The following is a 23664-nucleotide window of genomic DNA, read 5'->3' on the forward strand; positions in this document are numbered from 1 at the left end:
ATACAATGACGAAACTGTTTTGCGGCCTGTCGGCCGGCGTAACGCTGCTCGCACTTGGTGCGAGTGCTGCCCTTGCTGCCGACCTGCCCGGTAAATTCGACGGCGTCACCATCGACGCCAAGCTGATCGGCGGCCAGCAATATGAAGGGCTGTACGCGCGCATCGGCGAATGGGAAAAACTGACCGGCGCCAAGGTCAACGTGATCTCGAAGAAAAACCACTTCGAGCTCGACAAGGAGATCAAGTCGGACATCGCCTCCGGCAGCATCAACTGGTGCGTCGGGTCGAACCACTCGTCCTTCGCGCCGCAATATCCTGATATCTACACCGATCTCAACAAGCTGCTGCCGAAGGAGGAGATCGACGCCTTCGTGCCGTCGACGATCAAGGCCTCCACGCTCGAGGGCAAGCTGGTCATGCTGCCTCGCGCGCAGTTCGACGTCTCGGCGCTCTATTACCAGAAGAGCCTCTACCAGGACGAAGCCAAGAAGGCCGCCTACAAGGCCAAGTACGGCAAGGATCTGACACCGCCCGACACCTGGGACGAGGTCGCCCAGCAGGCGGAATTCTTCGCCAGCCCGCCCGATTTCTACGGCACCCAGTTCGCCGGCAAGGAAGAGGCGATCAACGGCCGCTTTTACGAGATGCTCATCGCCGACGGCGGCGAATACCTCGACAAGGATGGCAAGCCGGCCTTCAACTCGGAAGCCGGCGTGCACGCGCTCGACTGGTTCGTCAATCTCTACAAGGCCAAGGCGGTGCCGGCCGGCACCACCAACTATCTGTGGGACGATCTCGGCCAGGGCTTTGCCTCGGGCACCGTCGCCATCAACCTCGACTGGCCGGGCTGGGCAGGCTTTTTCAACGATCCGAAGTCGTCGAAGGTCGCCGGCAATGTCGGCGTGAAGGTGGCGCCGAAGGGATCGGCCGGCATTCGCACCGGCTGGTCGGGGCACCACGGATTTTCGGTCACCGAAAACTGCGCCAGCAAGGAGGCCGCGGCGTCGCTGGTCTGGTTCCTGACCAATGAGGACAGCCAGAAGCTCGAGGCGGCAAGCGGCCCACTGCCGACCCGCACGGCGGTGTGGGACTGGGATATCCAGCAGGCGGCCAGCGATCCTTACAAGAAGGAAGTGCTGGCGGCTTTCCAGGAGGAGGCAAAGCACGCTTTTGCCGTGCCGCAGACACCTGAATGGATCGAAATCTCCAACGCCGTCTATCCCGAATTGCAGGCCGCCATCCTCGGCGACAAGACCTCCAAGCAGGCGCTGGACGACGCTGCCGCCAAGGCCACGCAGATCCTCGAGGACGCCGGCAAGCTTTGACCATTTTCCCAAGGGGGCGCCGCGCTCATCGAAGAGCGGCGCCCCCGAACTTTTTGCGAACCATGCGCAACACGCTTTGTCTTGATCCCGGCTGGCCGATGGCGGCCTTCGGTATCCGGGCACCAACCAGAACCGGATCGCCATGAAAGGCTGGAGACCTTCGCCGCCATTGCTGCTCCTGCTGCCGGCGGTGATCGTTCTGGCGGCGGTGGTGGTGGTGCCGCTGCTGCTTTCGCTCTATTCCAGCTTCACGCCGTTCCGGCTGACCAGGCCGGAGACGTTCTGGGTCTTCATCGGCGCGCGCAACTACGTCGCCATCCTGACCAGCCGCGCTTTCTGGGTCGCCTTTGCCCGCACCGTGGTGCTGCTGACGGTGGCGCTCAACCTGGAAATGCTGATCGGGCTCGGGCTGGCCCTGCTGGTGGAGAAAGCGTCGCGCGGCCAGCGGATCCTGCGCACCATCATGATGTTTCCGATGATGTTTTCGCCGATCCTCGTCGGCTTCCAGTTCAAATTCATGTTCAACGACAATATCGGCCTGGTGAACAACGCCCTGCAGGGGCTTGGCCTGACAGATCGCGCCATCCCGTGGCTGATCGACGGAAATCTCGCCTTCATCGCCATCCTGATCGCCGAGATCTGGTCGTCGACCTCGGTGTTCGCGATCCTGATCCTGGCCGGGCTGCTGGCGATGCCGCGCGAACCGGTCGAGGCGGCCCGCGTCGACGGCTGCACGCCGTGGCAGACATTCCGCTATGTCACCTGGCCGTTCATCATGCCGTTTGCCTTTATCGCCATGACCATCCGCTCACTCGACGTCGCGCGCGCCTATGACATCGTCAAGATCATGACCGACGGCGGCCCCGCCGGCCGCACTGAACTGGTCTGGACGCTGGTCGCCCGCACCGCCTATGGCGATGCCAGGATGGGAATGGCCAATGCCATGGCCTATTTCTCGATCCTGCTATCGATACTGTTCACCGTCTATTTCTACCGAAAGCTCGCCGCGGCGCGCACGCAGATCGCGGCGGAGTGGTGAGGATGGACCAGAACAGCCTGCATCGCGTCGGCAACAAAGCGCTCGGAATCGTTCACGGCATCGGACTGTTCCTGGCCATGCTGGTCATCTGCCTGCCCGGCATCTGGATCGTGCTGTCGTCGCTGCGGCCGACCGTCGAAATCATGGCCAAGCCGCCGGTGTGGATCCCGCAGCAACTCTCGCTCGACGCCTACATCGCCATGTTCAGCGGCGTCGGCCAGGGCGGCATTCCGGTGCTCGACTACTTCCGCAATTCGCTGATCATCTCGGTGACCTCGACGGTGATCGCCATCGTCATCGGCATGGCCGGCGGCTACGCCTTTGCGCGCTACCGCTTTCGCGCCAAGTCGGCGATGTTCCTCGGCCTGATGCTGACGCGCACGGTGCCCGGCATCGCGCTGTCGCTGCCGCTGTTCTTTGTCTTTGCGCGGCTCGGCATCATCGACACGCATTTCGGGCTGATCCTGGTCTATGTCGCGCTCAACGTGCCGTTCACCGTCTGGCTGATCGACGGCTTTTTCCGCCAGGTGCCGAAAGATCTCGCCGAAGCCGCGCAGATCGACGGCTGCACGCGCTGGCAGGCCTTCTGGCAGGTCGAGTTTCCATTGGCCGGGCCCGGCATCGCCTCGGCCGGCATCTTTGCCTTCCTCACCTCCTGGAACGAGTTCGCGCTCGCCTCGCAGCTGACGCGCTCGATCAATTCCAAGACCCTGCCGGTCGGCCTGCTCGACTATACGGCCGAATTCACCATCGACTGGCGCGGCATGTGCGCGCTCGCTGTGGTCATGGTCATACCGGCGCTCACGCTTACCTTCATCGTCCAGAAACATCTCGTCGGTGGCCTCACTTCCGGCGCGGTGAAAGGCTGACATGGCAACAGTATCGCTCAAGAAACTCATCAAGAGCTATGGTCCGGTGGCGGTGGTGCACGGCATCGACCTCGAGGTCGCCGACCGCGAGTTCATCGCGCTGGTCGGGCCGTCCGGCTGCGGCAAATCGACAACCCTGCGCATGATCGCCGGCCTCGAGGCGATCAGCGATGGCGTCATCGAGATCGGCGGCCGCATGGTCAACGACCTGCCGCCGCGCTCGCGCAACATCTCGATGGTGTTCCAGTCCTACGCGCTCTACCCGCATATGACGGTGCGCGAAAACCTCGGCTTCTCGCTCAAGATAGCCGGCGCCGCGAAGGAAGAAATGGACCGTCGCGTCGCCGAAGCGTCCGGCATTCTCGGCCTCGGCCAGTTGCTCGACCGCCGGCCGTCGCAGCTGTCGGGCGGACAGCGCCAGCGTGTCGCCATGGGCCGCGCCATCGTGCGCGATCCCGACGTCTTCCTGTTCGACGAGCCGCTTTCCAATCTCGACGCCAAGCTTCGGACGCAGATGCGCACCGAGATCAAGAAGCTGCACGCCAAGGTCAAGTCGACAGTGATCTACGTCACCCATGACCAGGTCGAAGCGATGACATTGGCGGACCGCATCGTCATCATGCGTGACGGTTTCATCGAGCAGGTCGGCACACCCGACGAGGTCTTCCGCCGGCCGCAGACACGCTTCGTCGCGGGCTTCATCGGCTCGCCGCCGATGAATCTGCATGAGGCGGTTGTCGACGACGGACAGCTGCTGTTCGCCAGCGGCGAGAGGCTGCCTTTGCCCAGCCAGTTCAAGGCCAATATCGAGGCCGGCGACAAAGTCGTGTTCGGCCTCAGGCCCGACGACATCTATCCGACCGGGCATGGCATCAGCTCCGGCGAAGACGTCGACGTCCACCAGGTGGAGTTGCCGGTGACCGTCACCGAGCCGCTCGGCAACGAGACGCTGGTGTTTGCCGAATTCAACGGCAGCGACTGGGTATCGCGGATGCTCAATCCAAGGCCGCTGAAAGCCGGCGACCGGGTCAAGATGAGCCTGGACCTGTCGCAGGCCCATCTGTTTTCCGCCGAAACAGGCAGGACATTGCGAGGTTAAAACCATGGCAAAGATCGAGAAAATCGAACTGCGGATGGTCGACCTGGTGCCGAAGGTCAAGCGCACCGATGCCATCCAGAGTTTTGTCAGCCAGGAAACACCGATCGTCACCATCACCGACGCCGACGGCGCGGTCGGCACCGGCTACAGCTATACGATCGGCACGGGCGGCTCCTCGGTGATGCGGCTGCTGGCCGACCACCTTGCGCTGCGGCTGATCGGCCGCGACGCCGACATGATCGAGGCGATCTGGCACGAGCTGGAGTTCGCCACCCATGCCACGACGATCGGCGCGATCACGGCAATCGCGCTCGCGGCCATCGACACTGCTCTTTGGGACCTGCGGGCCAAGAAACAGAGGCTGCCGCTGTGGCAGCTGGCCGGCGGCGCCAAGGACCGCTGCCCGCTCTACACGACCGAAGGCGGCTGGCTGCATATCGAAACCGAGGCGCTGGTCGCGGATGCGCTGGCCGCCAAGGCCAAGGGGTTTCGCGGCTCGAAGGTCAAGATCGGCAAGCCGCACGGCTCCGAGGATCTTGCCCGGCTGACGGCGGTGCGCCGGGCGGTTGGAGATTCCTACGAAATCATGACCGACTGCAACCAGGGCTTTTCGGTCGACGAGGCGATCCGCCGGGCCGAACGCCTGCGTGAACTCGACCTCGCCTGGATCGAGGAACCGCTGCCGGCCGACGACATAGACGGCCATGTCCGCCTGTCGAATGCGACGTCGACGCCGATCGCCGTCGGCGAGTCGCTCTACTCGATCCGGCATTTCCGCGAATATATGCAGAAGGGCGCGTGCTCGATCGTGCAGGTCGATGTCGGCCGCATCGGCGGCATCACGCCGTGGCTGAAGGTGGCGCATGCAGCCGAGGCGTTCGACATACCGGTCTGCCCGCATTTCCTGATGGAACTGCATGTTAGCCTGACATGCGCCGTTCAGAACGGCAGATATGTCGAGTATATTCCCCAGCTCGACGAGCTGACCGGCAAGAAAATGCGTATCGAGGACGGGCACGCATTGGCGCCGGACGAGCCCGGCATCGGCATCGACTGGGACTGGGATGCGATCAAGGCGAAGAGCATCGCGGAATTCACCATGGCGATAGTGAAGTAGGAGGCGGACATGCAGCGAATGGGAATGGTGCTCGGCCTCAAGCCGGAGAAAGTCGCCGAGTATGTGCGGCTTCACGCTGCCGTGTGGCCGGACGTCCTCAAGATGATTTCCGCCTGCAACATCAAGAATTATTCGATTTATCTGAGGGAGCCGGAGCACCTTTTGTTCAGCACCTTCGAGTACCACGGCACCGACTATGCCGCCGACATGGCGAAGATGGCCGCCGATTCCACGACGCAGGAATGGTGGGCGCTCTGCATGCCATGCCAGGAGCCGCTGCCGACCCGCAAGGAGGGCGAGTGGTGGGCGTCGATGGACGAAGTCTTCCATTATGATTGATGACATTTTCGATCCTGCCTCGCTTTCCCAGGCCTGGGCACAGCCGTCAAAGCCCAGGCCGATCGTGATTTTCGGCGCCGGCTCGATCGTCGGCGATGCGCATTTCCCGGCCTATGGGAAAGCCGGCTTCCCGGTTGCCGGGCTGTTCGACCCCGACCTGCCCAAGGCGGAAAAACTGGCGCAGAGATGGGGCGTCGCCGCTTACCGGTCGGTCGAGGAAGCTGCGTCAATCAAGGACGCCGTCTTCGATCTGGCGACGCCGCCGGCTCATCATGCCGGCGTGCTCAGGGCGTTGCCCGATGGTGCGGTGGCGCTGATCCAGAAGCCGATGGGCAGCAATCTCACCGAGGCGACCGAGATCCTCGAAATCTGCCGCGCCAAAGATCTGAAAGCGGCGGTGAATTTCCAGCTGCGCTTCGCGCCGATGATGCTGGCGCTCAGGGATGCGATCGCCAAGGGCTGGCTGGGCGAAGTGGTCGATTTCGACGCATGGCTTGCGCTGGCGACACCCTGGCAGCTCTGGGAATTCCTGTTGCGGGCGCCGCGCGTCGAGATCGCCATGCATTCGATCCATTATCTCGACCTGATCCGGCAATTGCTCGGCGACCCCAAGGGGGTTCACGCCAAGACACTCGGCCATCCCGGCCACGAGGTTGCGCAAACGCGCACCAGCGCGATCCTCGACTATGGCGACACGGTGCGCTGTGCACTGTCGATCAACCACGATCACAAATTCGGTCGAAAACACCAGGCCTGCGAATTCCGCATCTGCGGCACCGAAGGCGCCGCTTACCTCAAACTGGGCGTCAACCTCGACTATCCGCGCGGCGAGCCGGACATTCTCGAAATCTACCCCAAAGGCGGCACGGACTGGATTGCGGTTCCACTCGTCGGCGCATGGTTTCCGGACGCCTTTGCCGGCCGCATGGCCAATGTCCAGCGCTACGCGTCGGGCGAGGACGCCGAGCTTGTCAGTTCCGTCGAGGACGGCTGGAACACCATGGCGCTGGTCGAAGCCGCCTACCGATCGAGCGCGGCGCCGGCAACACCGATAGCGGCGAGGCCCTGACATGGAGCAGACAGTCTATTTCGAGGACTACCGGATCGGCTCGTCGCGCATGACCAGCGGGCGCACCATCACCGAGACCGACTTCGTCGTCCATGCCGGCCATACCGGTGATTTCTTTCCCCACCACATGGACGCCGAGTTCATGAAGACGACGCCGTTCGGGCAGCGCATCGCCCACGGCACGCTGGTGTTTTCGGTCGGCGTCGGGCTGACGGCCAGCGTCGTCAACCCGGTTGCCTTCTCCTATGGCTACGACCGGCTGCGCTTCATCAAGCCGGTGTTCATCGGCGATACGATCAGGACCCGCACCACCATCTCGGCTAGGGAAGACGACCCGAAGCGACCCGATTCAGGCCGGGTCGTCGAGCGCTGCGAGGTGATCAACCAGCATGGCGACGTGGTGCTGGTCGCTGATCACATCTACATCGTCGAGCGTCGCGACAAGCCGAGCAGAGCCTCGACAGATGACGCTGAAACCTAAAGACAAAAAACCGCCTTGCGGCGGGTCCTCGGTGAATCATCACCATACGCAAATTAGTAGCATAGCTGCCGGCACAAAGCAAGAACAAAATGTGGCAAACCGGATAAATCGCGACAGGTTGCGCTGCCCCTTATCGCCCTGCGAACCCCGACTTGCAGGACTTGGGTTCCGCGGAGCAGGCGGATAGAGGTGGTGCCGACATCGGGAATTGGTCATATCCGGTTGACCGGATATACAGGCTTGCCGCCGCGCAGGACTGATGCGACATCGGCAAACACCTTGTTGCGAACCTCCGCGTAAGACTGGGTCGAGTAGTGCGCCGCGTGTGGACTGACCAGGACGGTGTCCAGCGCCAGCAGCGGATTGTCGGGCGAAGGCGGCTCCCGCTCGAACGTGTCGATGCCGGCGCCTGCCAGATGGCCGCGCCGGATCGCGTCCGCCAATGCAACCTCGTCGACCAGGCCGCCGCGGGCCACGTTGATGAGTATCGCCCCTTTCTTCATCCGCGACAGGGCTTGCGCCGACATGATGTTTCTGGTCTCCGGTGTCGCTGGAACGTGCAGCGAGACGATGTCGGCCCTGGCCAGCAACTCGTCGAAGCCGACCGGTTCGGCATCACCGGCCGCGATGCGCTCGGCCGGCATATGCGGATCGTAGGCGATGATGTGGTAGCCGAAGACCCGCGCCCGCTCGGCAGTCAGCCGCCCGATCTGGCCGAAGCCGATCAGGCCGAGGATCTGCCTGTCGGGCCGTGTGATGCCGGCGCCATCGGTCATTGCAACCCAGCGGCCGGCGCGCACCGCGCTGTCGAACTGCTTCAGCCTGCGCGTCAAGGCCAGGATCAGGGCCATGGCGTGGGTGCTGACTTCAACCAGATTGGCGTCCGGCACGTAGGTTACCTGAACACCGGCACGGCTGGCAGCCTCGACGTCGATCGAATCGAGCCCTACGCCGAACCGCCCGATGACCTTGAGCCTCTTCAGTTCCGCCAAAACGCGAGCCGTGATCGGCTCCCGCAATACCATCAATGCGTCGGCGTCGCGGCAGTGTTCGATCAGGGCATCTTCCGTGAGCAGCGTCTTTTCGACAAATTCGACGTTCAAGCCGTCGAGGTAGCGCAGCTGCTCCTCCTCGACTGACAGCACACCGTCGGTCTTGATGATCTTCATGGCAAACTCTTGCTATGAGGCGCTGCGCGCCGAGGCGACGCCGGCGGCAAGGCCGGCGCCGAGAAACATCGTGTCGCTGGCCAGCATGTAGAAGCTGATGCCGTGCCGCGACCATTTGCCGACATCATCCGCCGAAGGGCGAAAGATGCCGACGGCCTTGCGGGCCGTGCGCGCCGCGGCCGCGATCCTCATAATCGCTGCATTGAGCTTGTCCTGGCCGGCCGGCCCCATGGCGTCGATCGAAACCGACAGGTCGCCGGGACCGATGAAGATCACGTCGACGCCGTCGACCTGGACGATGTCGTCGATGTTGGCGAGCCCTTCGGCCGTCTCGACCTGGATGGCGACCGTCAGGACATCGTTGGCCGAGTTGAGGTAGTCCGGAATCCTGTAGCCATAACCGGCGGCGCGGCCCGGGCCGACACCGCGGGCGCCGACCGGCGGGTACCGGCAGGCCATGACCGCCACGCGCGCTTGCTCGGCCGTGGAGACGCGGGGTACCAGGACACCCGACGCGCCGGCGTCGAGCGCGGCGGCCATCCACTCCGGCGTGTGGCCGGGAACGCGCACCATCGCGGGAACCTTGTGGACATCGGCGGCGCGGATCAGATCCTCGAGCCGTTCGCGGCCGATCTGCGAATGCTCCCAGTCGATGCACAGGAAATCGACCCCGCTGGCGGCGGCCACTTCGACCGCCACAGGGTGCGGGATGGCGCAGAAGGTGCCGATGAGGCGATCGAGAGAGATACATTTCTTGCGAAAGTCGTACATGAAATCTCCAGAAATTTTCGGCGTCGGCAAAAACCTGTTTGCCTATGTGGCCCTTGACGAAGGATGCACGGCTTCCGTCGACATCGGAAAATGCCGGCTGCCGCCTGAAAACGGCGGGAAGGTCTTGTAGTCGGCGCGCATCTCCAGCCGCGCCGGCGATTGCAGCGCGTGCGTCAATGCAGCGGGACTGTCGAACATGACGCGATTGCGCTGCATATGGTCGATCCGCGGCCAGGGCAGCGAACCGCACCAATCCAGTCGCGACAGAACCTCGATGTGGCGAATGCCGGGGAAGCCCCGCATCAATTGCGGATGATGCGTCACATAGTGGTAGAGCCAGGCATTCATGTCTTCGGCCGGCCCGGGATAGTGGACAAGATAGCTGCAGGGGAGCCCGGACGTCTTGACACCAGCGTCGTCGACGGGAAACGGACGCACGCACATTGCCTGTTGCGTCGGCCTCGAACCGGCGATGCTCGACAGCATACCAGGTGCGGCAAGCGCCTGCAGATGGCCGGACGGCGCCAGCGCCGCCTCCATGTCCGCCAGTTCGTCGAAATAGAGCTGGAAGCCAAAGACCGGCGGCGGACCATCGTTGTTGAACATGTCCGTCGCCACTTCGGGCAGATAGATGTTTGCAAGCGCAAGGCCCGGCGTCGATGCAATCACACGCCGCACGGCGTCAACGTCTTCACCGGCGATGGCCGAATTTGCCTCGCGGTCATCCTGGAAGAAAGCAAGATAGGCAAAGCGCATGTGGACACCTGCTGGATCGAGTTCGACTAGATCAAATTCGGAAGAAAGAGAGCGATCTGCGGAAAGAGGACAATCAGCAGGATCAGCAGAAGCGTCAGCGCGATGTAAGGCGCCGCAGCCATGGCAACCGTCTTGAGCGATGTGCCTTTCGGCGCAACGCCGATCATGATGAACAGCAGCAGACCAAACGGCGGCGTGGTGAAGCCGACCTCGTAGGCGAGCAGCAGGATCAGCCCGAACCATACCGGCTCGTAGCCGAATTGCTGGGCGATCGGCAGGAAGATCGGCAGCGTGATCAGCATCATCGAGACCTGATCCATGAACATGCCGAGCAGCAGGATGACGAGCACCATCATGAGCAGCATGGGATACGGTCCAAGATCGTAGCCGACGATGAACTGGATAAAGCCGTTGGAGGCGCCGGAGAAGGCGAATATCTGCGAGAACGTCGTCGAAGCCGAGATGATCAGGAAGGTCATGCCGGTGACCTTCATCGCATCGTCCAGCGACTTCCAGACAACCGACCAGCTGAACCGTCGGTAGACAAACAACAAGGCGAAGACGGCGGCACAGCCGAGGCCTGCCGACTCGGTCGGGGTCGCTATTCCAAGGATGATCGTGCCGACCACCATGAACACGATGACGCTCATCGGAATGATGTTGACGGCGACCGCCCTCACCTTCTCGGCCGCGGGAACGGCGGGTACCGGATAGTGCGGAGCGGCGTCCGGATCGATCTTTGTCTGCGCGAAGATCAGCGCCGCATACATGACAACGAGCAGCAGTCCAGGCAAAGCCCCCGCGATGAGCAGCGCGCCGACGTCGATCTGGGCCAGCGAGCCGAGCAAGACGGCCAGCGAGGATGGCGGGATGATGACGGCAAGGCTTCCGGCGCCAAGCACCGGGCCGTAGGCCATATGCGGCTTGTAGCCTCGCTTCAGCATCTCGGGCACCATCAGCGAGCCCATCATGCCGGTATTGGCGAGGCTCGAGCCCGACAGCGCGGAAAAGATCGTGCCGGCGGCCAGCACGACATAGGCGAGGCGTCCGCGCAGATTGCCGATGCACAGGTCGAGCGCGTAGATGACCTTCTCGCCGAGGCCGGAGCGGAAGAACAGGCTGCCCATGACAAGAAACATCGGCAGCGGAGCAAGCGCGTAGGTCGAGACAGCGTCGGAGAAGTTGGCGACCATCTGCGTCACGCCGATCGAGCCGCCGAAGAACAGATACAGCCCGATCACATTGGTGACGAAGAACGCGAAGGCGACCGGCAGCCCAAGGCCCATCAACACCAGGATGGTGCCAACGAGCACGGCGAATGGAAACAGCCAGGCCACCGGTCAGAGCCCTTCCATTTCCAGCGGATCGAGCGTGTACAGCGTGTCACGGCCGAGCAGATATCTGAGCCATTCCAGCGCCGAGAGATAGAAGGCGAGCATGATGGGCAGAAAGACCAGCCATTTCGGCATATCGAAGCTGCGCGTTTCATATTCGCCGCCCGCAACGGCACTTGTCAGCGAAGACAGAGCGACGCTGCCGAGGTAGAGGCTGACGCCGATGCAGGCGAGATAGACCAGCTTTTCAAGCACCGCCCGTGCCCGCACCGGCAGCGCCTGGCGCAGGAACTCGACGAAGACATGGCCCTTGCTGTGGACCAGCCATGGCATCGGCAGAAATGCCGCGTAAAGCAGGCCGTATTCCGTCGCCGACACCGCCCAGGCAAGCGGCCTCAGGCCCAGATTGCGGACGCACACATCAGCAACCACCGCGACGATGATGAGGCCAAGCACCACTTTTGCCGCCGCCGCCAACGCAAGGCTCAGCTTCCCAATCGCTGCAAACGATCTGTCCATTCCCGACGACCCTCATGTCCACCTTCGTCCCCGTGGCCCAGCTTTGATGGAGGGCACACAAGGCACCCTCGGCCCAGGCTACTGGAAGAATTTCTTCAACTGATCGATGCTGGTGGGATCGCGTTTGGCCATTCTCGCCCAGCTCGCCTGCGTGGCAGCCGCCAGGAATTTGTCGCGGCCGGCGCCGGTCAAGCTGATCACCTTCTGCCCGCCGTCGATCATCGCCTGTGCCTGTTTTTCGGACTGGGCAAGGTTGGCGTCATAGCTCGCGCGCTCGTATTCGACGGCCGTGTCGGCAAGCAGCTTCTGCGCTTCGGGCGACAGCGTGTCCCATTTGGCCTTGTTGATCGAGATCAGCACGTCGGTTTTGAAGAACTGCGGGTCGACACGGTATTTGGTGAATTTGTCCCAGCCGAACGACGCATAGCCAAACACGGTATACGCGTTGGCATTGACGACGCCGCGCTCGAGCGAGGTATAGACATCCCCCGGCGCTTGCACGATCACCGTTGCGCCCAAGGATTCAAGGAAATCGCGGTAGAGCGGCGACGAGCGGATCTTCAGACTGCCCCAGTCGATGCTGCCTTCGCTGTTGAGCTTGGGTTCGTCGACGGTGAAGACGTTGAAGCCCGAGCCCGCGTCGACATGCGCCAGCAGATGGGCATTGGCCTTCTTCTCGAAAATCCCGCTGATGAAGTCCCAGCCGCCATTGTCGCGGACCTCCCACGGCGTCTTCGTCGATGCGGAGAAAACCTCGCCTTCGGGCACGAGCTCCAGGAACTGCCCTGCCGGTGTGTCGATCACATCGATCAGGCCACTCCTGAGCGCCGCGCCCTGCTGGATCGGCGGAATGACCTCCGGCCCGCCACGCACGTTGATCTGGACCACGCCCTTGCCCTTTTCGTTCACTTTCTGAACGAACTTCAGGAAGCTCTGGGCGTAGCCGTTCTGCGTCGGTGTAAAATGCACGGCGTTGAGGACGACCTCTTCGGCCGCGGCGCTACCCGCCACACCCGACATGAGTGCAGCCAGAACAAGGGATTTCCAAATGCGCATTGCCATACTCCCTTTGATAGTTCGTCCATGATCGGGTTCGATCTAAAATTGCAATCGCCGCGCCGCCGCGTGAACGGCGGTTAGTTGGCATCATCTCCTACTGTCAGGAACCGCCCATGCGCGTAGAAGACCGGCGATCGATGAGCGCGGTCCAGCGCAACGCCCGAGACGATGCCGATGACGATCATGTGCGATGCCCGCACGATGATTTCGGCCACCCGGCATTCGAATATTGCCCGTGCGCCGACAAGCAAGGGCGCGCCGGTTTCGCCACGCACCCATGATCCGGACGAGAACCGCGCGGCGCCCTTGGCTTTGGTCATGCCGCCAAAGGCACGTACAACGTTCTCCTGGTCGCCGGCGGGAAGATTGACCGAAAACGGCAAACCTTCGTGAATGACCGAGGCAAAGGTGCTGCCGCGGTTGACACAAGCCAGCAGCGACGGCGGCTCGGCGCTGAACGAGCAGAGAGCCGTCGCCGTGATGCCGCAAAAACCGATCTCGTCATGTTCCGACGCGAGGATGGCGACCGAGCCCGCCACGGCCCGCATAGCCTGCTTGAACGCGCGCGGATTGATGGCGTCGTGCCCATCCACCCACTGCGTCGGAATGGCGGCCGCCGGCATCAATTTACTCGAAGCCCGGCCTGGCGCATCAGCGGCAGCACGCGGTCGCAGAAGAAGGGCAATTCGTAGGTGTAGTTGACGAATGTGAGGGCGGCGCCGGAATAACCCTGTTCCATGATCTCGGTGAGGTCGTCGACGATCTTTTCCGGCGTGCCGATGAGCGGGAACGTCCCGGTACCGCCGGCGAACCTTTGCCGATATTCGGTGAAAGCCTTCGCATCGTGCGAGTTCGCGAATTCCTTCTTCTTGCGCATGTGCTCGTCGACCGCACCCTCGTCCGCGCATTCCAGCGCGTAATGCCGGTAGTAGTCCTCGGCTTCCTGCTGGGTCTCCCGGCAGACGACGTGACAAACCGTATAGACGCCGACTTCGCGCCCGACTTCGGCCGCGCGGTTGGTGATGTCGACCACATGCGCACGGCCGTCGGCAATTTCGGAAAAGGTCGAAAACAGATAATCGCAGTGGCGCGCTGCGTAGTTGCGCCCCGGCGCGCCGAAGGCGGCGTTCATGGTCACCGGTCGCGGCGCCTGCAGGCTTGGCGGCCGGCTGACGACGCCCTTCAGATCATAGAACTCGCCGCTGAAGTCGAACGGCTCCCTCGATTGATAGGCACGCGCGATGATGTTGATCCATTCCTCGGCCTGATCGTAGGTCCGCTCGCCGACCGTCTGCCCGAACATGGCGAACTCATCCGGGTTCCAGCCGCAGACGATGTTCAAGCCGGCACGCCCGTTGGAGATGTGGTCGACCGTCGCCAGCGCTTTTGCAGCCTGCAGCGGATGAACCAGCGGCACATGCACCGTCATGAACAGGCCGATGTTTTCCGTGGCGACAGCAAGACCCGCCGCCCAGGTGAACGTCTCGAACGACCATTCCCGCACATGCGTCAATCCGCCGAAGCCGCGCCAGCGGGCGATCGGCAGCAGAAACTCGAGGCCGGCGCGGTCGGCGATGCAGGCGGAATTGAGGTTGTCCTCCCAGCGGGCACGCCAGCGCTCGGGGACGGTGGTCATTGCCAGGCCGCCATCGGCGTTCATGGAAAAGACGCCGAGCTTGAACCTGTTCGGCCCTTTCAGCGGGTGCTGCTTCCTGATCATGCTTTCCCCTGCCGCGACATGCCCTCACCTTCACCGTTGGAGTTTTGAAACGGTGGGCTAAGCTTCGTGAAACGCTCCTCGGCGTTCTGAATGAAGTGGGTCATGCGGTCGTAAGCGGCGACGGCGTCGCGCTTGACGAATGCCTCATAGATTGCGCGCATGCCGGCAACGATGACGGCCTGCGTCGGCTGGTGCGACAGCGTCCTTAAGCGGACGACGAGCACATGGTCGGCGAACCTTGCAATCGTTTGGGAAAGGCGCTCGTTCTCGACGGCGCCGAGCCAACAATTCCTGAATGCCGAATTGGCCTGGAAAAAGCGGTCGGCATCGCCGGCGGCGGCCGCAGCCTCGGCCTCCCGAAGCGCGGCTGCCAGCGTCTTGAGGCCAGCGGCGTCAAGTGTCCGTGCGGCGTGCGCGGCGGCCCGTGGCTCAAGCAGGCGGCGGACCTCGAAGATGTCGGCGACATCCGTCGCGGTAATCGTGGGCAGGGTGAAGCCGCGTGTGGTGCCGACGAGATAGCCCTCATGCACCAACTGCATCAAGGCGTCGCGGACAGGCATTCTGGAAATGCCGAGCTGGGCGGCAATATCGACATCGACGAGCTTCTGGCCAGGCGCCAATTCGCCATGCTGTATCGTCAGCCGGATTTGTTGATAGACCTGGGCACGCAGATTGCCATCGCCAACCCGTTTGAGCTCTATCGTTTCCGTCATCCACGCCTTCCCATGCGAAGATTTCGTATATTGTTTGAGGCTGTGTTCTCGCAGTCGTGCCGTTTGAAATGCAGCCACGTGTCGGCAGAAATCGACCTATCAGCCGTGTTCCCGGCTCAAGTGGAGCATAGGCTGGATCACCTGGCAAGATGTTTTAAGTTTATAATGTATACTGTTTGAGTTCGCTGTCCGGAGGGCAAAGGGTCACGCCATCCGTACGGTCGCGCCGCGCGACGGCGGGAACAGCCAGCGGTCCGTGCGGTTCGGTAAAAAACGTACAGACGTTTTTCCGTGACACATCGAAGTTGACGGATTTAACTAAAATTACTTGCGATCTGCGCGCGCCGGCACGCCCACCCCGATCCCCCGCCGGTACGCATTACTGGATCGCCCGCCGTATCGAAAGGTGCGGCGGGCTTTTCGTTTCGTTTGGCGGGGAGGCGCTTATGCGAGACTTGCCCAGGAATATCGACGCCGACGTCGTGATCGAAATCAGCAAGCTGCTCGACGACCGGGCGAAGTCCGTGCCGGTGCCGGTGCACAAGCTGGCGGCGATGATCCGGCTGGGCGTCGAGACGCGTCTGACCGATCACTCCATCGAAGAACTGATCGTGGAGATGGCCGCGACGCGGGGGCTTCCGATGCTGTTCGACTTGCCGGTGGTCGACAACGTCGTGCCGATTGCCTCGGCGCGCCGTCCCCGCTGACACTTCGCTCGAACCTCACCGATCGTCGCGTCGCCGGCCGACTTCACTTGTCCTGATGCGCGGACCGGGTGTCGCCTTTCTTTTCGGGGTCGTGGTATGGTGGCTGTCGTGTTCGCCGCCGCCGCCGGAAACCTTGCTGTGGCTGCGACGGTCGGAGTCGGCCGGCGGCTTTTCGACGCTCAGCGGCTTCTTGGCGTTTTCGTGCGCGGCGCCGGGACCGCCCTGGCGGATGCTGGCAGGAGTCTTCTTCGACGTGGACATGACCTAGCGATCCTGGACGTTGCCTTGATGGGTGGTGTTGACCTTCGTATTGCCTTGCTGGCCCTGCTTGTCGGGATCCGGAACGGCTGATTGCGGTGCCTGGTCGGCTGCTACCGGTTTTTTGTCACCGGTGCCCTTTGGGCTCAGGTTCTTCGGCGGCACAGGGGGAGGTTTTGTGCTCATGGCGTGTCTCCTTCCGTCACCCAAACAAGCGGCTCGGGAGAAAGGTTCCCGATGGGCCCGGTCCGAACGGCAATTGCCTCGAATAGCCGGGCCCGCAGGCCGTGGCTTGGCCTGCACAATCCAGGATTATTTCTTGATGATGTTTCCGTTGTTCAGATCGAAGGCCTGGGCGCCGAACGCCTGCCTGAAGAAGTCCTCCTGCAGATCGCCCCATTCGCCGAGATAGGCGCCGCAATTGCTGCAATAGATCGGCGTCGAATCCTTCGGGTTGTCGGGAATTTCCATCAGGATCGTCCCGCACGCCTTGCAATCGAGCTTGTCATCCAAACGGCGGCCCATTGGCCTATAATTGCGCGTTTTCGGCCGCGCGCCAATTGTCGTATTCGTACGAAACTGCGAACGGTACGTTTTCCACCTGCAGGCGGGCAGCAGGCTAGCGGTCCGCCGGATTTCCGAAAGCGGGATCGCGCCGCCTCGAATACCTTCCCACCCGCGGCAGCTCGTCTGGAAAGTCGACCCAGGGAAGCCTCATGTCCCAATATGCGTGGGCCTGCGGCGGAAACCGTTCGGGGTGGTCAAGAAAGCCGATCGACAGATAGAGTTCGCCGGGCAGGCCCTGGTCGACATAGCCGATCGATGTTCCGCAATCCGCACAGAAGGACCGGAGCACGCCGGGGGTTTTCGAAAAGGTCTTGGGCGTGCCGGTGAGCAATGTGAATTCGGAAGGCCGATAGCCGACCCACACCGTTAGCGGGCTTCCTATCGCCTTGCGGCAGTCGTCATCGTGATCGGAGCAAACCCAGAACGGCTCGCCGCGCATCTCCGCCGTTATGGCGCCGCAAAAACAGGACCCCGTTTCAGTTCGTGGCATTGCCTGCCTTCATTGCTGACCTCACTCATTGCTGGCCTGGCATTTCGGTATTTTCCTTGGGGTTCTTCTTGATGCCGGCGGCAGGCGAGGTGTCGGCCGGAGCATTGCCACCCTGGTTCTGCTCAGGGGCTCTTTTGAGCGGCGAAGTTCGCCAGCCCATATCGCCGTACAAAAAGCCGATGAGAAAGCCGACGATGATGATGGCCGAAATCACCATCGCAATTAACGCGTTACGTCGCTCCATTTCGCGCGGCTCCTTTCTTCGGGCCGAACAAACGATGGCGGAAATGGTTCCGGCGAGACGGAACGGACCCGGCCCGGAACATTCAGCCTTACGGCGGGTTCTTATGCATGCTCTTCTTACAGGGAGTGGCTCGCATGAAACCCGCCGTAACCGATCGCATCGAAACCAAGAAATACGATCACCCGACAGGCGGCTGGGGATCGCTCAAATCCCTGGTCCGCAAGGCGCGCGGCGAAGGCCTGCTGTTGTCCGGGATATGGAGCACGCTGCTCAAGCAGAACAAGGCCGACGGCTATATGTGCGTGTCTTGCTCATGGGCAAAGCCAGCCCAGCCGAGGCCTTTCGAATTCTGTGAAAACGGCGCCAAGGCGACGATGTGGGACCAGACCAAGCTGCGCTGCGAACCCGCTTTCTTCGCCGAGCATTCGGTGACGGAACTACTCGATTGGCCGGACCACGATCTTGAGAAGCAGGGCAGGCTTACCGAGCCCATGCGCTACAATGCCGCCACCGACCGTTACGAGCCGGTTTCCTGGGACGATGCATTCCGCGACATAGCTGCCGAACTGCGGCGGCTCGATCCAAAATCGGTGGTGTTCTACACGTCCGGCCGGGCCTCGCTCGAGGCCTCGTTCATGTACCAGCTTTTTGCGCGGATCTATGGGTCTTCGAACCTGCCCGATTCGTCCAACATGTGTCATGAATCGACCTCGGTCGGCTTGCCGGAATCGATCGGCTCGCCGGTGGGGACCGTGCAGCTCGAAGACTTTGCGAAATGCGACATGATGTTCTTCTTCGGGCACAACACCGGGGTGACGGCGCCGCGCCTGCTGCATCCGCTGCAGGAGGCACGTCAACGCAACGTGCCCGTCTTCACTTTCAATCCCTTGCCCGAGCGGGGACTGAAGCGCTTCAAGAATCCGCAAAACCCCCTCGACATGCTGTCGCCCGGACCGGGTACCAAAATGTCCAGCGACTACTTCCAGGTTCGTTCGGGCGGCGATATCGCCGCGATGACGGGTATCGCCAAGGCGTTGCTGGCGCTCGACGACGACGCCCGCGAAAGCGGCAGGACGCGTGTCCTCGACACGGCTTTCATCGCCGAACACACGCATGGCTTCGCCGAATTCGAAGCCTTCCTGCGCAAAACCCAGTGGAGCGATATCGTCGCGCGATCCGGCATTGCGCAGACCGACCTGGAGCATGTCGCCGAGGTCTACAGCCATGCCAACGCGGTGATCGGCAATTACGGCATGGGCCTGACCCAGCATCGGCACGGCACCGAGAACGTCCAGATGCTGTGCAACCTTTTGATGCTGCGCGGCAATATCGGAAAACCCGGCGCCGGCATTTCGCCGCTGCGCGGCCATTCCAATGTCCAGGGGCAGCGCACCGTCGGCATATCGGAAAAACCCGAGCTCGTCCCGCTCGACAAGTTCGCCAAGTTCTACGCCTTTGAACCGCCGCGCGAGAAAGGTCTCGATACGGTCGAGACCTGCGAAGGCGTCATCGACGGATCGGTCAAGGGCTTTGTCGGGCTCGGCGGCAATTTCGTGCGGGCCGTGCCGGAAACCGGCCTGGTCGAGAAAGCCTGGCGTGGGCTCGACCTGCATGTCGAGATCGCGACCAAGCTCAACCGCAGTCACCTGATCGCCGGCCGGGCAACCTATTTGCTGCCTTGCCTGTCACGGCTGGAAAGAGACCATCAGGCAAGCGGCGACCAAAGGGTGTCGGTAGAGGATTCCACCGCCTGTATCCACGGCTCGTTCGGATCGCGACCTCCGGCTTCGCCGCATCTGCTTTCAGAGCCCAGGATCGTCGCCGAACTCGCCAAGGCCACGGTGCCGGGCAGGAGTTCGATCCCATGGGATGAGTGGGTTGGGGATTATTCCCGCATCCGCGACGAAATCGAGCGCTGCTACCCCCAACATTTCCGCGACTTCAACGAGCGTTTCCTGACGCCCGGCGGCTTCCATCGCGACATCAAGGCGAGCAAGCGGGTGTGGGAGACGCCGAACAAGAAGGCCAATTTCAAGCTGCCAAGTGGCCTTGAAACCGATCCTGACATCGATGTCGCCGGCGATGATGTGCTGACACTGATCACGGTGCGCTCCAACGACCAGTTCAACACGACCGTCTACGGCTACAACGACCGGCTGCGCGGCATCAGCGGCACACGCATGGTGCTGTTGATGAATGAAAAGGATATCCAGCGCCTCGGTTTGAGCGCGGGACAGGAGGTCGATCTCGAAGCCAACGCGCGGGACGGTGTGGAGCGCCGCGTGCACGGACTGCGCATCACGCCTTACTCGGTGCCGGAGGGAAATTGCGCCGGTTACTACCCCGAGCTCAACCCGCTGGTTCCTTTGTGGCACAGAGCCGAGAGGGCTCATGTTCCGGCGGTCAAATCGGTACCGGTGCGGATATTGCCATAGGCGTTCGTCGTTCGCGGCAGGCACGCACCACGCCGATGTGACCTGGCGCCACTTTCAATCGCGACCTCAGCCGGCTCGCGCGAGTTCATCCACGGCATTCAGGATCGCACTCTGGCTCGCCGGCTTCTGCACCATCCTGCAAGCGCGGAACCCGGCTGGAATTTCGCGTTCGCCAAAGCCTGAGAGGAAGGCGAACGGAACACCGCGCGTCCGTAACGCTTCCGCGATCGGATAGCTGGTCTCGTCGTTCAACTGGATATCCAGCAACGCGGCGTCGATCCCGCCTTCGCCAACGAGCCGGAGTGCCGCCGTTACCGACGAAACAGGTCCAACCACCTGATGGCCGGCTTTGCGCAGGTAAGCCGCCGCGTCGTCGGCGATCAGCCATTCGTCCTCGACGATCAGCACACGCATCTTTCCGGTCACGACGAGCCCTCACGGGTCAGAGGGAATGCGATTTCCGCCTCCAAACCATTTGAGTGGAAAGTTGTTTCAACCTTTCCGCCCAGCCGGTAGCCGATTTCTCCGCGCAGAAGAGTAAGGCCGAAGCCGCTGTCGGTTGGCTCCTTGATTCGGGGGCCGCCCTTCTCGCGCCAAGTGAGCCTGAAGGTTCCGTCCGCCACCAACCATTTCACGACTATCCGCCCGGCAGGTTTCGAAAGTGCGCCATATTTCGCGGCATTCGTCGCCAGTTCATGGATTGCCATGCCGAAGGAAAGCCCTTGTACCGGCTTGAGGCTTACCCGTTTGCCATGGAGTTCGAACCGTTCGGCCCCGAAGGGATCGAGTTCCTGGCGCAGCAGTTCCTCGACGGAAGCTTCGGTCCAGCTTTCTCGCGAGAGCAGACTGTATGCTCGTGACATCGCCTGCAGGCGGCCGATCAAGGCGTCGGCGAACTCGTCTTTCGACGCCGAGTTTTCACGGGTCCGGTTGGTGATGCTGGCGACGACCGCCAGCATGTTCTTGACGCGATGGTTCAGCTCCGAGATGAGCACCTGCTGACGCTCTTCCGCCTGCGCCAGCGTCGTCACGTCGATCATGGTCACGACCACGCCTTGGACGCCGCCGCTCTTGTCCCGATAAGGGTTGATGCGAACCAGGTGAAACCGGCCGTTGTCATCGCGCGCAAGGTGATGGTTCAGGGTCTCTCCCGTCTCGAACACCGCCTGGATGTGCCGCTTCAACTCGGGGTAGTCGAGTCGGCTCGAAAGATCGGTCAGCGGGCGGCCGACATCGGACGGACGCAAGTTGAAGAACGACGACGCGGCGGGAGTAAAGGTCCGCACCACAAGGTTGCGGTCGAGGAAGATGGTGGCGATTTCCGTGCTTTCGAACAAGTTTCTGAGATCGCTGTTGGCGCGATCGAGTTCCTCTATCTTGCCGGTCAGCTCCGCGTTGATGGTGTTTAGCTCTTCATTGAGCGACTGCATCTCCTCCTTCGAGGCCTCAAGCTCCTCATTGGTCGACTGCGCCTCTTCATTGACGGAGACGAGTTCCTCGTTCGAAGATTTTACTTCCTCCAGCGCGGTTTCGTATTCCTCGATGGTCGATTGCAGCCGCTCGCGTGTGTCGCGCAACTCCCGCTCGAGATCGGCCGCGTCGTCGGTGCCGCGGCTTTCGTGTGCCGGCTCGGAGCGGATCTGGGACTGTCCCACCGGATTGAACAGGACGAGGTAGAGGGGCTCGCCATTACCGCGTTCCGTGTATGGCTCGACCGTCAATGTAATGAACTGAAGCTGTTCGTCGTCTTCCTCGACCGCTATGTTCTCCCGCACGACCGTGCGGCGCGTCGTGGCTGCTTCCCGCAATGCGGCGCGCAGTTCCAGTCTCAGCCCGTGGCGGGCCTGGGTCAGCAACTGCCGGCTCGGGGCGCCTTGCGGCGCTTCCAGATATTTGCCCGTCCGCGCCGAATAGTAGACGATGTCGCCATCGCCATTGACCAGAACGTGAGGCGGGGCGAACCGCTCCAGCACCTGAGCCTCGATCGCCTGGCGCAGTGAATGGCTGGCCGCATCCTTCTTCGAGCCGCCGCGTCCGACCGGAAGGGCACCCGTGCGGCCATTGCCGATCAGGACCGGCGGCCGCGGCGTGGCATGTTCCCGCGCCTGGAATATCCGCTGCTTCTTGTCGACCGTGGCAAACAGGTCACCGTGCTGACCGATGGTTTCCGAGGTCCCGAGGAACAGATAGCCGCCCGGGCGCAGCGCGTAGTGGAAGATCGGGATGACCCGGTTCTGGATCTGCGGGCCGAAATAGATCAGCAGGTTGCGACACGAAATCATGTCGATGCGCGAGAAGGGAGGATCGCGGATAATGCTGTGCGGCGAAAAGATGCACAGTTCGCGCACCTCCTTGCCGAGCACATAGCTCTCGCCGTCACTGTGGAAAAAGCGTTGCCTGCGCTCGGGCGAAAGCCCGTGCAGCAGCGCTTCTGGATAACGTGCCGCACGCGCCACCGCGAGCGCCGGCTCATCGATGTCGGTCGCGAATATCTGGACGCGCGGCGGCGCCGAAAGCTTCTCCATGCGCTCGCGCATCAGGATGCCGATAGAGAACACCTCCTCGCCGGTGGCGCAGCCGGGCACCCACACACGCACCGCATCGGAGGCGTTCTTGCCTTCGAAAATCTGCGGTATGATCTTGTCCTCCAGCAATTTGAACGCGTCGGCGTCGCGAAAAAAGCTGGTGACGTTGATGAGGAGGTCGCGAAACAGCTTCGCCACCTCGTCCGGATCCCTTTTCAGCCGTTCTGTGTAGGTGGTGATCGACTGCAGCTGCGTTATCTGCATGCGCCGCTTTACGCGACGCAGGAACGTCTTGGCCTTGTAGCCGGAAAAGTCGTGACCGGAATGGCTGCGCAAAATGGCGTAGATTTCATCGCGGGCTCGATCCATCTCGGCCTTGTGTTCGTCGTCTGCTTCGGTCAGGCCGTTCAGCACGTCGAAACCGCGGACAAACGCCTGAAGCTTTGCACCGATCTGCTCGGCGGGCGCCGCTATGTCGATCAGGCCGCTCGAAATCGCGCTCTGCGGCATGGCTGGATTGCGCGGGCCGGAACCGTTGGAGGCCTGGGCAATGGTCAGCCCGCCATGCTCCTTGATTGCCCTGGCGCCGAGCGTGCCGTCCGAATCGCCACCCGACAAGATAATGCCGACGGCATACTCGCCCTGGTCCTCGGCCAATGCGCTGAAGAAGATATCGATCGGCTTGCGCTCGCGGCTGAACGTGTTCGGCCGGCGCAGCGAAAGCGCGCCCTTACGGATGGTGAGAACGACGTTTTGCGGCATCACATAGACCTGGTCGGGTTGGACCGCTGCCCCCTCCTCGGCCACCAAGACCGGCATTTCGGTGTAACGTCGGATGACCTCGTGCAGCAGGCTTTCCCGCTCCGGGCTGAGGTGCGTGACGACGACGAACGCCATGCCGGTGCCGCCGGTCATTCCCTTGAACAAGCCCTCCATCGCCGGAATGCCGCCGGCCGATGCACCGACGCCGACTATGGGAAATCTGCCATTCTGGGATGCCACGCCAAGCCCCTGGTAACAGCCGCGAACACAAAGCCGTCAAATCGGGCCTCAGACCCT

Annotated in this window: 26 protein-coding genes; 10 read left to right on the top strand and 16 right to left on the bottom strand. The window is 62.3% G+C overall.

From position 1 onward, the window contains the following. The first annotated feature begins 5 nt into the window (after positions 1-5). From NKH28_RS09825 to NKH28_RS09860, 8 genes are all read left to right on the top strand, one after another. On the top strand, positions 6-1325 hold the full coding sequence (locus tag NKH28_RS09825) for an ABC transporter substrate-binding protein (RefSeq protein WP_352768372.1): 1320 nt from the start codon (positions 6-8) through the stop codon (positions 1323-1325). Between the two features lie 142 nt (positions 1326-1467). Continuing rightward, positions 1468-2364: a carbohydrate ABC transporter permease gene (locus tag NKH28_RS09830; protein ID WP_352451568.1), complete on the top strand. Its 897-nt coding sequence runs from the start codon at positions 1468-1470 to the stop codon at positions 2362-2364. A gap of 2 nt (positions 2365-2366) precedes the next feature. Then, positions 2367-3233: a carbohydrate ABC transporter permease gene (locus tag NKH28_RS09835; protein WP_352451567.1), complete on the top strand. Its 867-nt coding sequence runs from the start codon at positions 2367-2369 to the stop codon at positions 3231-3233. Position 3234: 1 nt separating this feature from the next. After that, positions 3235-4332 carry an ABC transporter ATP-binding protein gene (locus tag NKH28_RS09840; protein ID WP_352978672.1) on the top strand — a complete coding sequence of 366 codons (1098 nt, stop codon included), beginning with the start codon at positions 3235-3237 and terminating at the stop codon, positions 4330-4332. A gap of 4 nt (positions 4333-4336) precedes the next feature. Beyond that, positions 4337-5449, top strand: coding sequence for a mandelate racemase/muconate lactonizing enzyme family protein (locus NKH28_RS09845; RefSeq protein ID WP_352978673.1), 1113 nt, complete (start codon positions 4337-4339; stop codon positions 5447-5449). Positions 5450-5458: 9 nt separating this feature from the next. Then, on the top strand, positions 5459-5788 hold the full coding sequence (locus NKH28_RS09850; RefSeq protein ID WP_352978675.1) for an L-rhamnose mutarotase: 330 nt from the start codon (positions 5459-5461) through the stop codon (positions 5786-5788). After that, on the top strand, positions 5784-6857 hold the full coding sequence (locus tag NKH28_RS09855) for a Gfo/Idh/MocA family protein (RefSeq protein ID WP_352978747.1): 1074 nt from the start codon (positions 5784-5786) through the stop codon (positions 6855-6857). The genes NKH28_RS09850 and NKH28_RS09855 overlap by 5 nt, the downstream gene beginning before the upstream one ends. 1 nt (position 6858) lies before the next feature. Continuing rightward, positions 6859-7338 carry a MaoC/PaaZ C-terminal domain-containing protein gene (locus tag NKH28_RS09860; RefSeq protein WP_352502203.1) on the top strand — a complete coding sequence of 160 codons (480 nt, stop codon included), beginning with the start codon at positions 6859-6861 and terminating at the stop codon, positions 7336-7338. A 212-nt stretch (positions 7339-7550) separates the two neighbouring features. Here NKH28_RS09860 and NKH28_RS09865 read toward each other — a convergent pair whose 3' ends face one another. The 9 genes from NKH28_RS09865 to NKH28_RS09905 all read right to left on the bottom strand — a co-directional run bounded on the left by NKH28_RS09865 (position 7551) and on the right by NKH28_RS09905 (position 15379). Continuing rightward, entirely contained in the window at positions 7551-8507 is a 957-nt protein-coding gene (locus NKH28_RS09865; RefSeq protein WP_352502202.1) for a C-terminal binding protein, read from the bottom strand. Positions 8508-8519: 12 nt separating this feature from the next. After that, a complete protein-coding gene (locus NKH28_RS09870; protein WP_352819003.1) occupies positions 8520-9278 on the bottom strand; it encodes an HpcH/HpaI aldolase family protein in 759 nt (252 codons plus the stop codon). A gap of 42 nt (positions 9279-9320) precedes the next feature. Then, on the bottom strand, positions 9321-10034 hold the full coding sequence (locus NKH28_RS09875; RefSeq protein ID WP_352978677.1) for a hypothetical protein: 714 nt from the start codon (positions 10032-10034) through the stop codon (positions 9321-9323). A 26-nt stretch (positions 10035-10060) separates the two neighbouring features. Further along, positions 10061-11371, bottom strand: coding sequence for a TRAP transporter large permease (locus NKH28_RS09880; RefSeq protein WP_023676099.1), 1311 nt, complete (start codon positions 11369-11371; stop codon positions 10061-10063). A 3-nt stretch (positions 11372-11374) separates the two neighbouring features. Continuing rightward, complete coding sequence (locus NKH28_RS09885) at positions 11375-11887, bottom strand: TRAP transporter small permease (RefSeq protein ID WP_352978678.1); 513 nt, start codon at positions 11885-11887, stop codon at positions 11375-11377. A 78-nt stretch (positions 11888-11965) separates the two neighbouring features. Further along, positions 11966-12943, bottom strand: coding sequence for a TRAP transporter substrate-binding protein DctP (dctP, locus tag NKH28_RS09890; RefSeq protein WP_352750156.1), 978 nt, complete (start codon positions 12941-12943; stop codon positions 11966-11968). An 80-nt stretch (positions 12944-13023) separates the two neighbouring features. Then, positions 13024-13569 (bottom strand): flavin reductase family protein, encoded by a 546-nt coding sequence (locus NKH28_RS09895; RefSeq protein ID WP_352978679.1) that lies wholly within the window; start codon positions 13567-13569, stop codon positions 13024-13026. Then, positions 13569-14663: an LLM class flavin-dependent oxidoreductase gene (locus NKH28_RS09900; protein WP_352978749.1), complete on the bottom strand. Its 1095-nt coding sequence runs from the start codon at positions 14661-14663 to the stop codon at positions 13569-13571. Before NKH28_RS09900 ends, NKH28_RS09895 begins: the two co-directional genes overlap by 1 nt. Continuing rightward, positions 14663-15379 (bottom strand): GntR family transcriptional regulator, encoded by a 717-nt coding sequence (locus tag NKH28_RS09905; protein ID WP_352978680.1) that lies wholly within the window; start codon positions 15377-15379, stop codon positions 14663-14665. Before NKH28_RS09905 ends, NKH28_RS09900 begins: the two co-directional genes overlap by 1 nt. 446 nt (positions 15380-15825) lie before the next feature. Between NKH28_RS09905 and NKH28_RS09910 the strand changes: the two genes are divergently transcribed. Next, positions 15826-16086 carry a hypothetical protein gene (locus NKH28_RS09910; RefSeq protein ID WP_352502195.1) on the top strand — a complete coding sequence of 87 codons (261 nt, stop codon included), beginning with the start codon at positions 15826-15828 and terminating at the stop codon, positions 16084-16086. Positions 16087-16101: 15 nt separating this feature from the next. Here the strand turns inward: NKH28_RS09910 and NKH28_RS09915 are convergent, their stop codons facing one another. The 5 genes from NKH28_RS09915 to NKH28_RS09935 all read right to left on the bottom strand — a co-directional run bounded on the left by NKH28_RS09915 (position 16102) and on the right by NKH28_RS09935 (position 17645). Next, the gene (locus NKH28_RS09915; RefSeq protein WP_352978681.1) at positions 16102-16347 is read right to left on the bottom strand and encodes a hypothetical protein; all 246 of its coding nucleotides are present in this window, start codon (positions 16345-16347) and stop codon (positions 16102-16104) included. 3 nt (positions 16348-16350) lie between these two features. Continuing rightward, on the bottom strand, positions 16351-16530 hold the full coding sequence (locus tag NKH28_RS09920) for a hypothetical protein (protein WP_352472894.1): 180 nt from the start codon (positions 16528-16530) through the stop codon (positions 16351-16353). 126 nt (positions 16531-16656) lie between these two features. Then, positions 16657-16869: a hypothetical protein gene (locus NKH28_RS09925; protein ID WP_036244132.1), complete on the bottom strand. Its 213-nt coding sequence runs from the start codon at positions 16867-16869 to the stop codon at positions 16657-16659. Between the two features lie 94 nt (positions 16870-16963). Then, positions 16964-17401, bottom strand: coding sequence for a GFA family protein (locus NKH28_RS09930; RefSeq protein ID WP_352978683.1), 438 nt, complete (start codon positions 17399-17401; stop codon positions 16964-16966). Positions 17402-17426: 25 nt separating this feature from the next. After that, entirely contained in the window at positions 17427-17645 is a 219-nt protein-coding gene (locus NKH28_RS09935; RefSeq protein WP_352472892.1) for a hypothetical protein, read from the bottom strand. A 134-nt stretch (positions 17646-17779) separates the two neighbouring features. Between NKH28_RS09935 and NKH28_RS09940 the strand changes: the two genes are divergently transcribed. After that, on the top strand, positions 17780-20080 hold the full coding sequence (locus NKH28_RS09940) for an FdhF/YdeP family oxidoreductase (protein WP_352978684.1): 2301 nt from the start codon (positions 17780-17782) through the stop codon (positions 20078-20080). Between the two features lie 66 nt (positions 20081-20146). On the opposite strand, the gene NKH28_RS09945 is transcribed toward NKH28_RS09940, so the two are convergent. Together NKH28_RS09945 and NKH28_RS09950 are read right to left on the bottom strand one after the other, a co-directional pair. Next, positions 20147-20494: a response regulator gene (locus tag NKH28_RS09945; RefSeq protein WP_352502221.1), complete on the bottom strand. Its 348-nt coding sequence runs from the start codon at positions 20492-20494 to the stop codon at positions 20147-20149. Positions 20495-20502: 8 nt separating this feature from the next. Then, positions 20503-23607, bottom strand: coding sequence for a CheR family methyltransferase (locus tag NKH28_RS09950; protein ID WP_352978686.1), 3105 nt, complete (start codon positions 23605-23607; stop codon positions 20503-20505). Positions 23608-23664: the final 57 nt, after the last annotated feature.

The sequence above is a fragment of the Mesorhizobium sp. M1227 genome (assembly GCF_040318315.1).
GTDB lineage: Bacteria > Pseudomonadota > Alphaproteobacteria > Rhizobiales > Rhizobiaceae > Mesorhizobium.

Bases quoted from the DNA above. Each gene is read 5' to 3' on its own strand.
- NKH28_RS09825 (WP_352768372.1), top strand. From the start codon at position 6: ATGACGAAACTGTTTTGCGGCCTGTCGGCCGGCGTAACGCTGCTCGCA.
- NKH28_RS09830 (WP_352451568.1), top strand. From the start codon at position 1,468: ATGAAAGGCTGGAGACCTTCGCCGCCATTGCTGCTCCTGCTGCCGGCG.
- NKH28_RS09835 (WP_352451567.1), top strand. From the start codon at position 2,367: ATGGACCAGAACAGCCTGCATCGCGTCGGCAACAAAGCGCTCGGAATC.
- NKH28_RS09840 (WP_352978672.1), top strand. From the start codon at position 3,235: ATGGCAACAGTATCGCTCAAGAAACTCATCAAGAGCTATGGTCCGGTG.
- NKH28_RS09845 (WP_352978673.1), top strand. From the start codon at position 4,337: ATGGCAAAGATCGAGAAAATCGAACTGCGGATGGTCGACCTGGTGCCG.
- NKH28_RS09850 (WP_352978675.1), top strand. From the start codon at position 5,459: ATGCAGCGAATGGGAATGGTGCTCGGCCTCAAGCCGGAGAAAGTCGCC.
- NKH28_RS09860 (WP_352502203.1), top strand. From the start codon at position 6,859: ATGGAGCAGACAGTCTATTTCGAGGACTACCGGATCGGCTCGTCGCGC.
- NKH28_RS09865 (WP_352502202.1), bottom strand. From the start codon at position 8,507: ATGAAGATCATCAAGACCGACGGTGTGCTGTCAGTCGAGGAGGAGCAG.
- NKH28_RS09870 (WP_352819003.1), bottom strand. From the start codon at position 9,278: ATGTACGACTTTCGCAAGAAATGTATCTCTCTCGATCGCCTCATCGGC.
- NKH28_RS09875 (WP_352978677.1), bottom strand. From the start codon at position 10,034: ATGCGCTTTGCCTATCTTGCTTTCTTCCAGGATGACCGCGAGGCAAAT.
- NKH28_RS09885 (WP_352978678.1), bottom strand. From the start codon at position 11,887: ATGGACAGATCGTTTGCAGCGATTGGGAAGCTGAGCCTTGCGTTGGCG.
- dctP (WP_352750156.1), bottom strand. From the start codon at position 12,943: ATGCGCATTTGGAAATCCCTTGTTCTGGCTGCACTCATGTCGGGTGTG.
- NKH28_RS09895 (WP_352978679.1), bottom strand. From the start codon at position 13,569: ATGCCGGCGGCCGCCATTCCGACGCAGTGGGTGGATGGGCACGACGCC.
- NKH28_RS09905 (WP_352978680.1), bottom strand. From the start codon at position 15,379: ATGACGGAAACGATAGAGCTCAAACGGGTTGGCGATGGCAATCTGCGT.
- NKH28_RS09910 (WP_352502195.1), top strand. From the start codon at position 15,826: ATGCGAGACTTGCCCAGGAATATCGACGCCGACGTCGTGATCGAAATC.
- NKH28_RS09915 (WP_352978681.1), bottom strand. From the start codon at position 16,347: ATGTCCACGTCGAAGAAGACTCCTGCCAGCATCCGCCAGGGCGGTCCC.
- NKH28_RS09920 (WP_352472894.1), bottom strand. From the start codon at position 16,530: ATGAGCACAAAACCTCCCCCTGTGCCGCCGAAGAACCTGAGCCCAAAG.
- NKH28_RS09925 (WP_036244132.1), bottom strand. From the start codon at position 16,869: ATGGGCCGCCGTTTGGATGACAAGCTCGATTGCAAGGCGTGCGGGACG.
- NKH28_RS09930 (WP_352978683.1), bottom strand. From the start codon at position 17,401: ATGCCACGAACTGAAACGGGGTCCTGTTTTTGCGGCGCCATAACGGCG.
- NKH28_RS09935 (WP_352472892.1), bottom strand. From the start codon at position 17,645: ATGGAGCGACGTAACGCGTTAATTGCGATGGTGATTTCGGCCATCATC.
- NKH28_RS09940 (WP_352978684.1), top strand. From the start codon at position 17,780: ATGAAACCCGCCGTAACCGATCGCATCGAAACCAAGAAATACGATCAC.
- NKH28_RS09945 (WP_352502221.1), bottom strand. From the start codon at position 20,494: ATGCGTGTGCTGATCGTCGAGGACGAATGGCTGATCGCCGACGACGCG.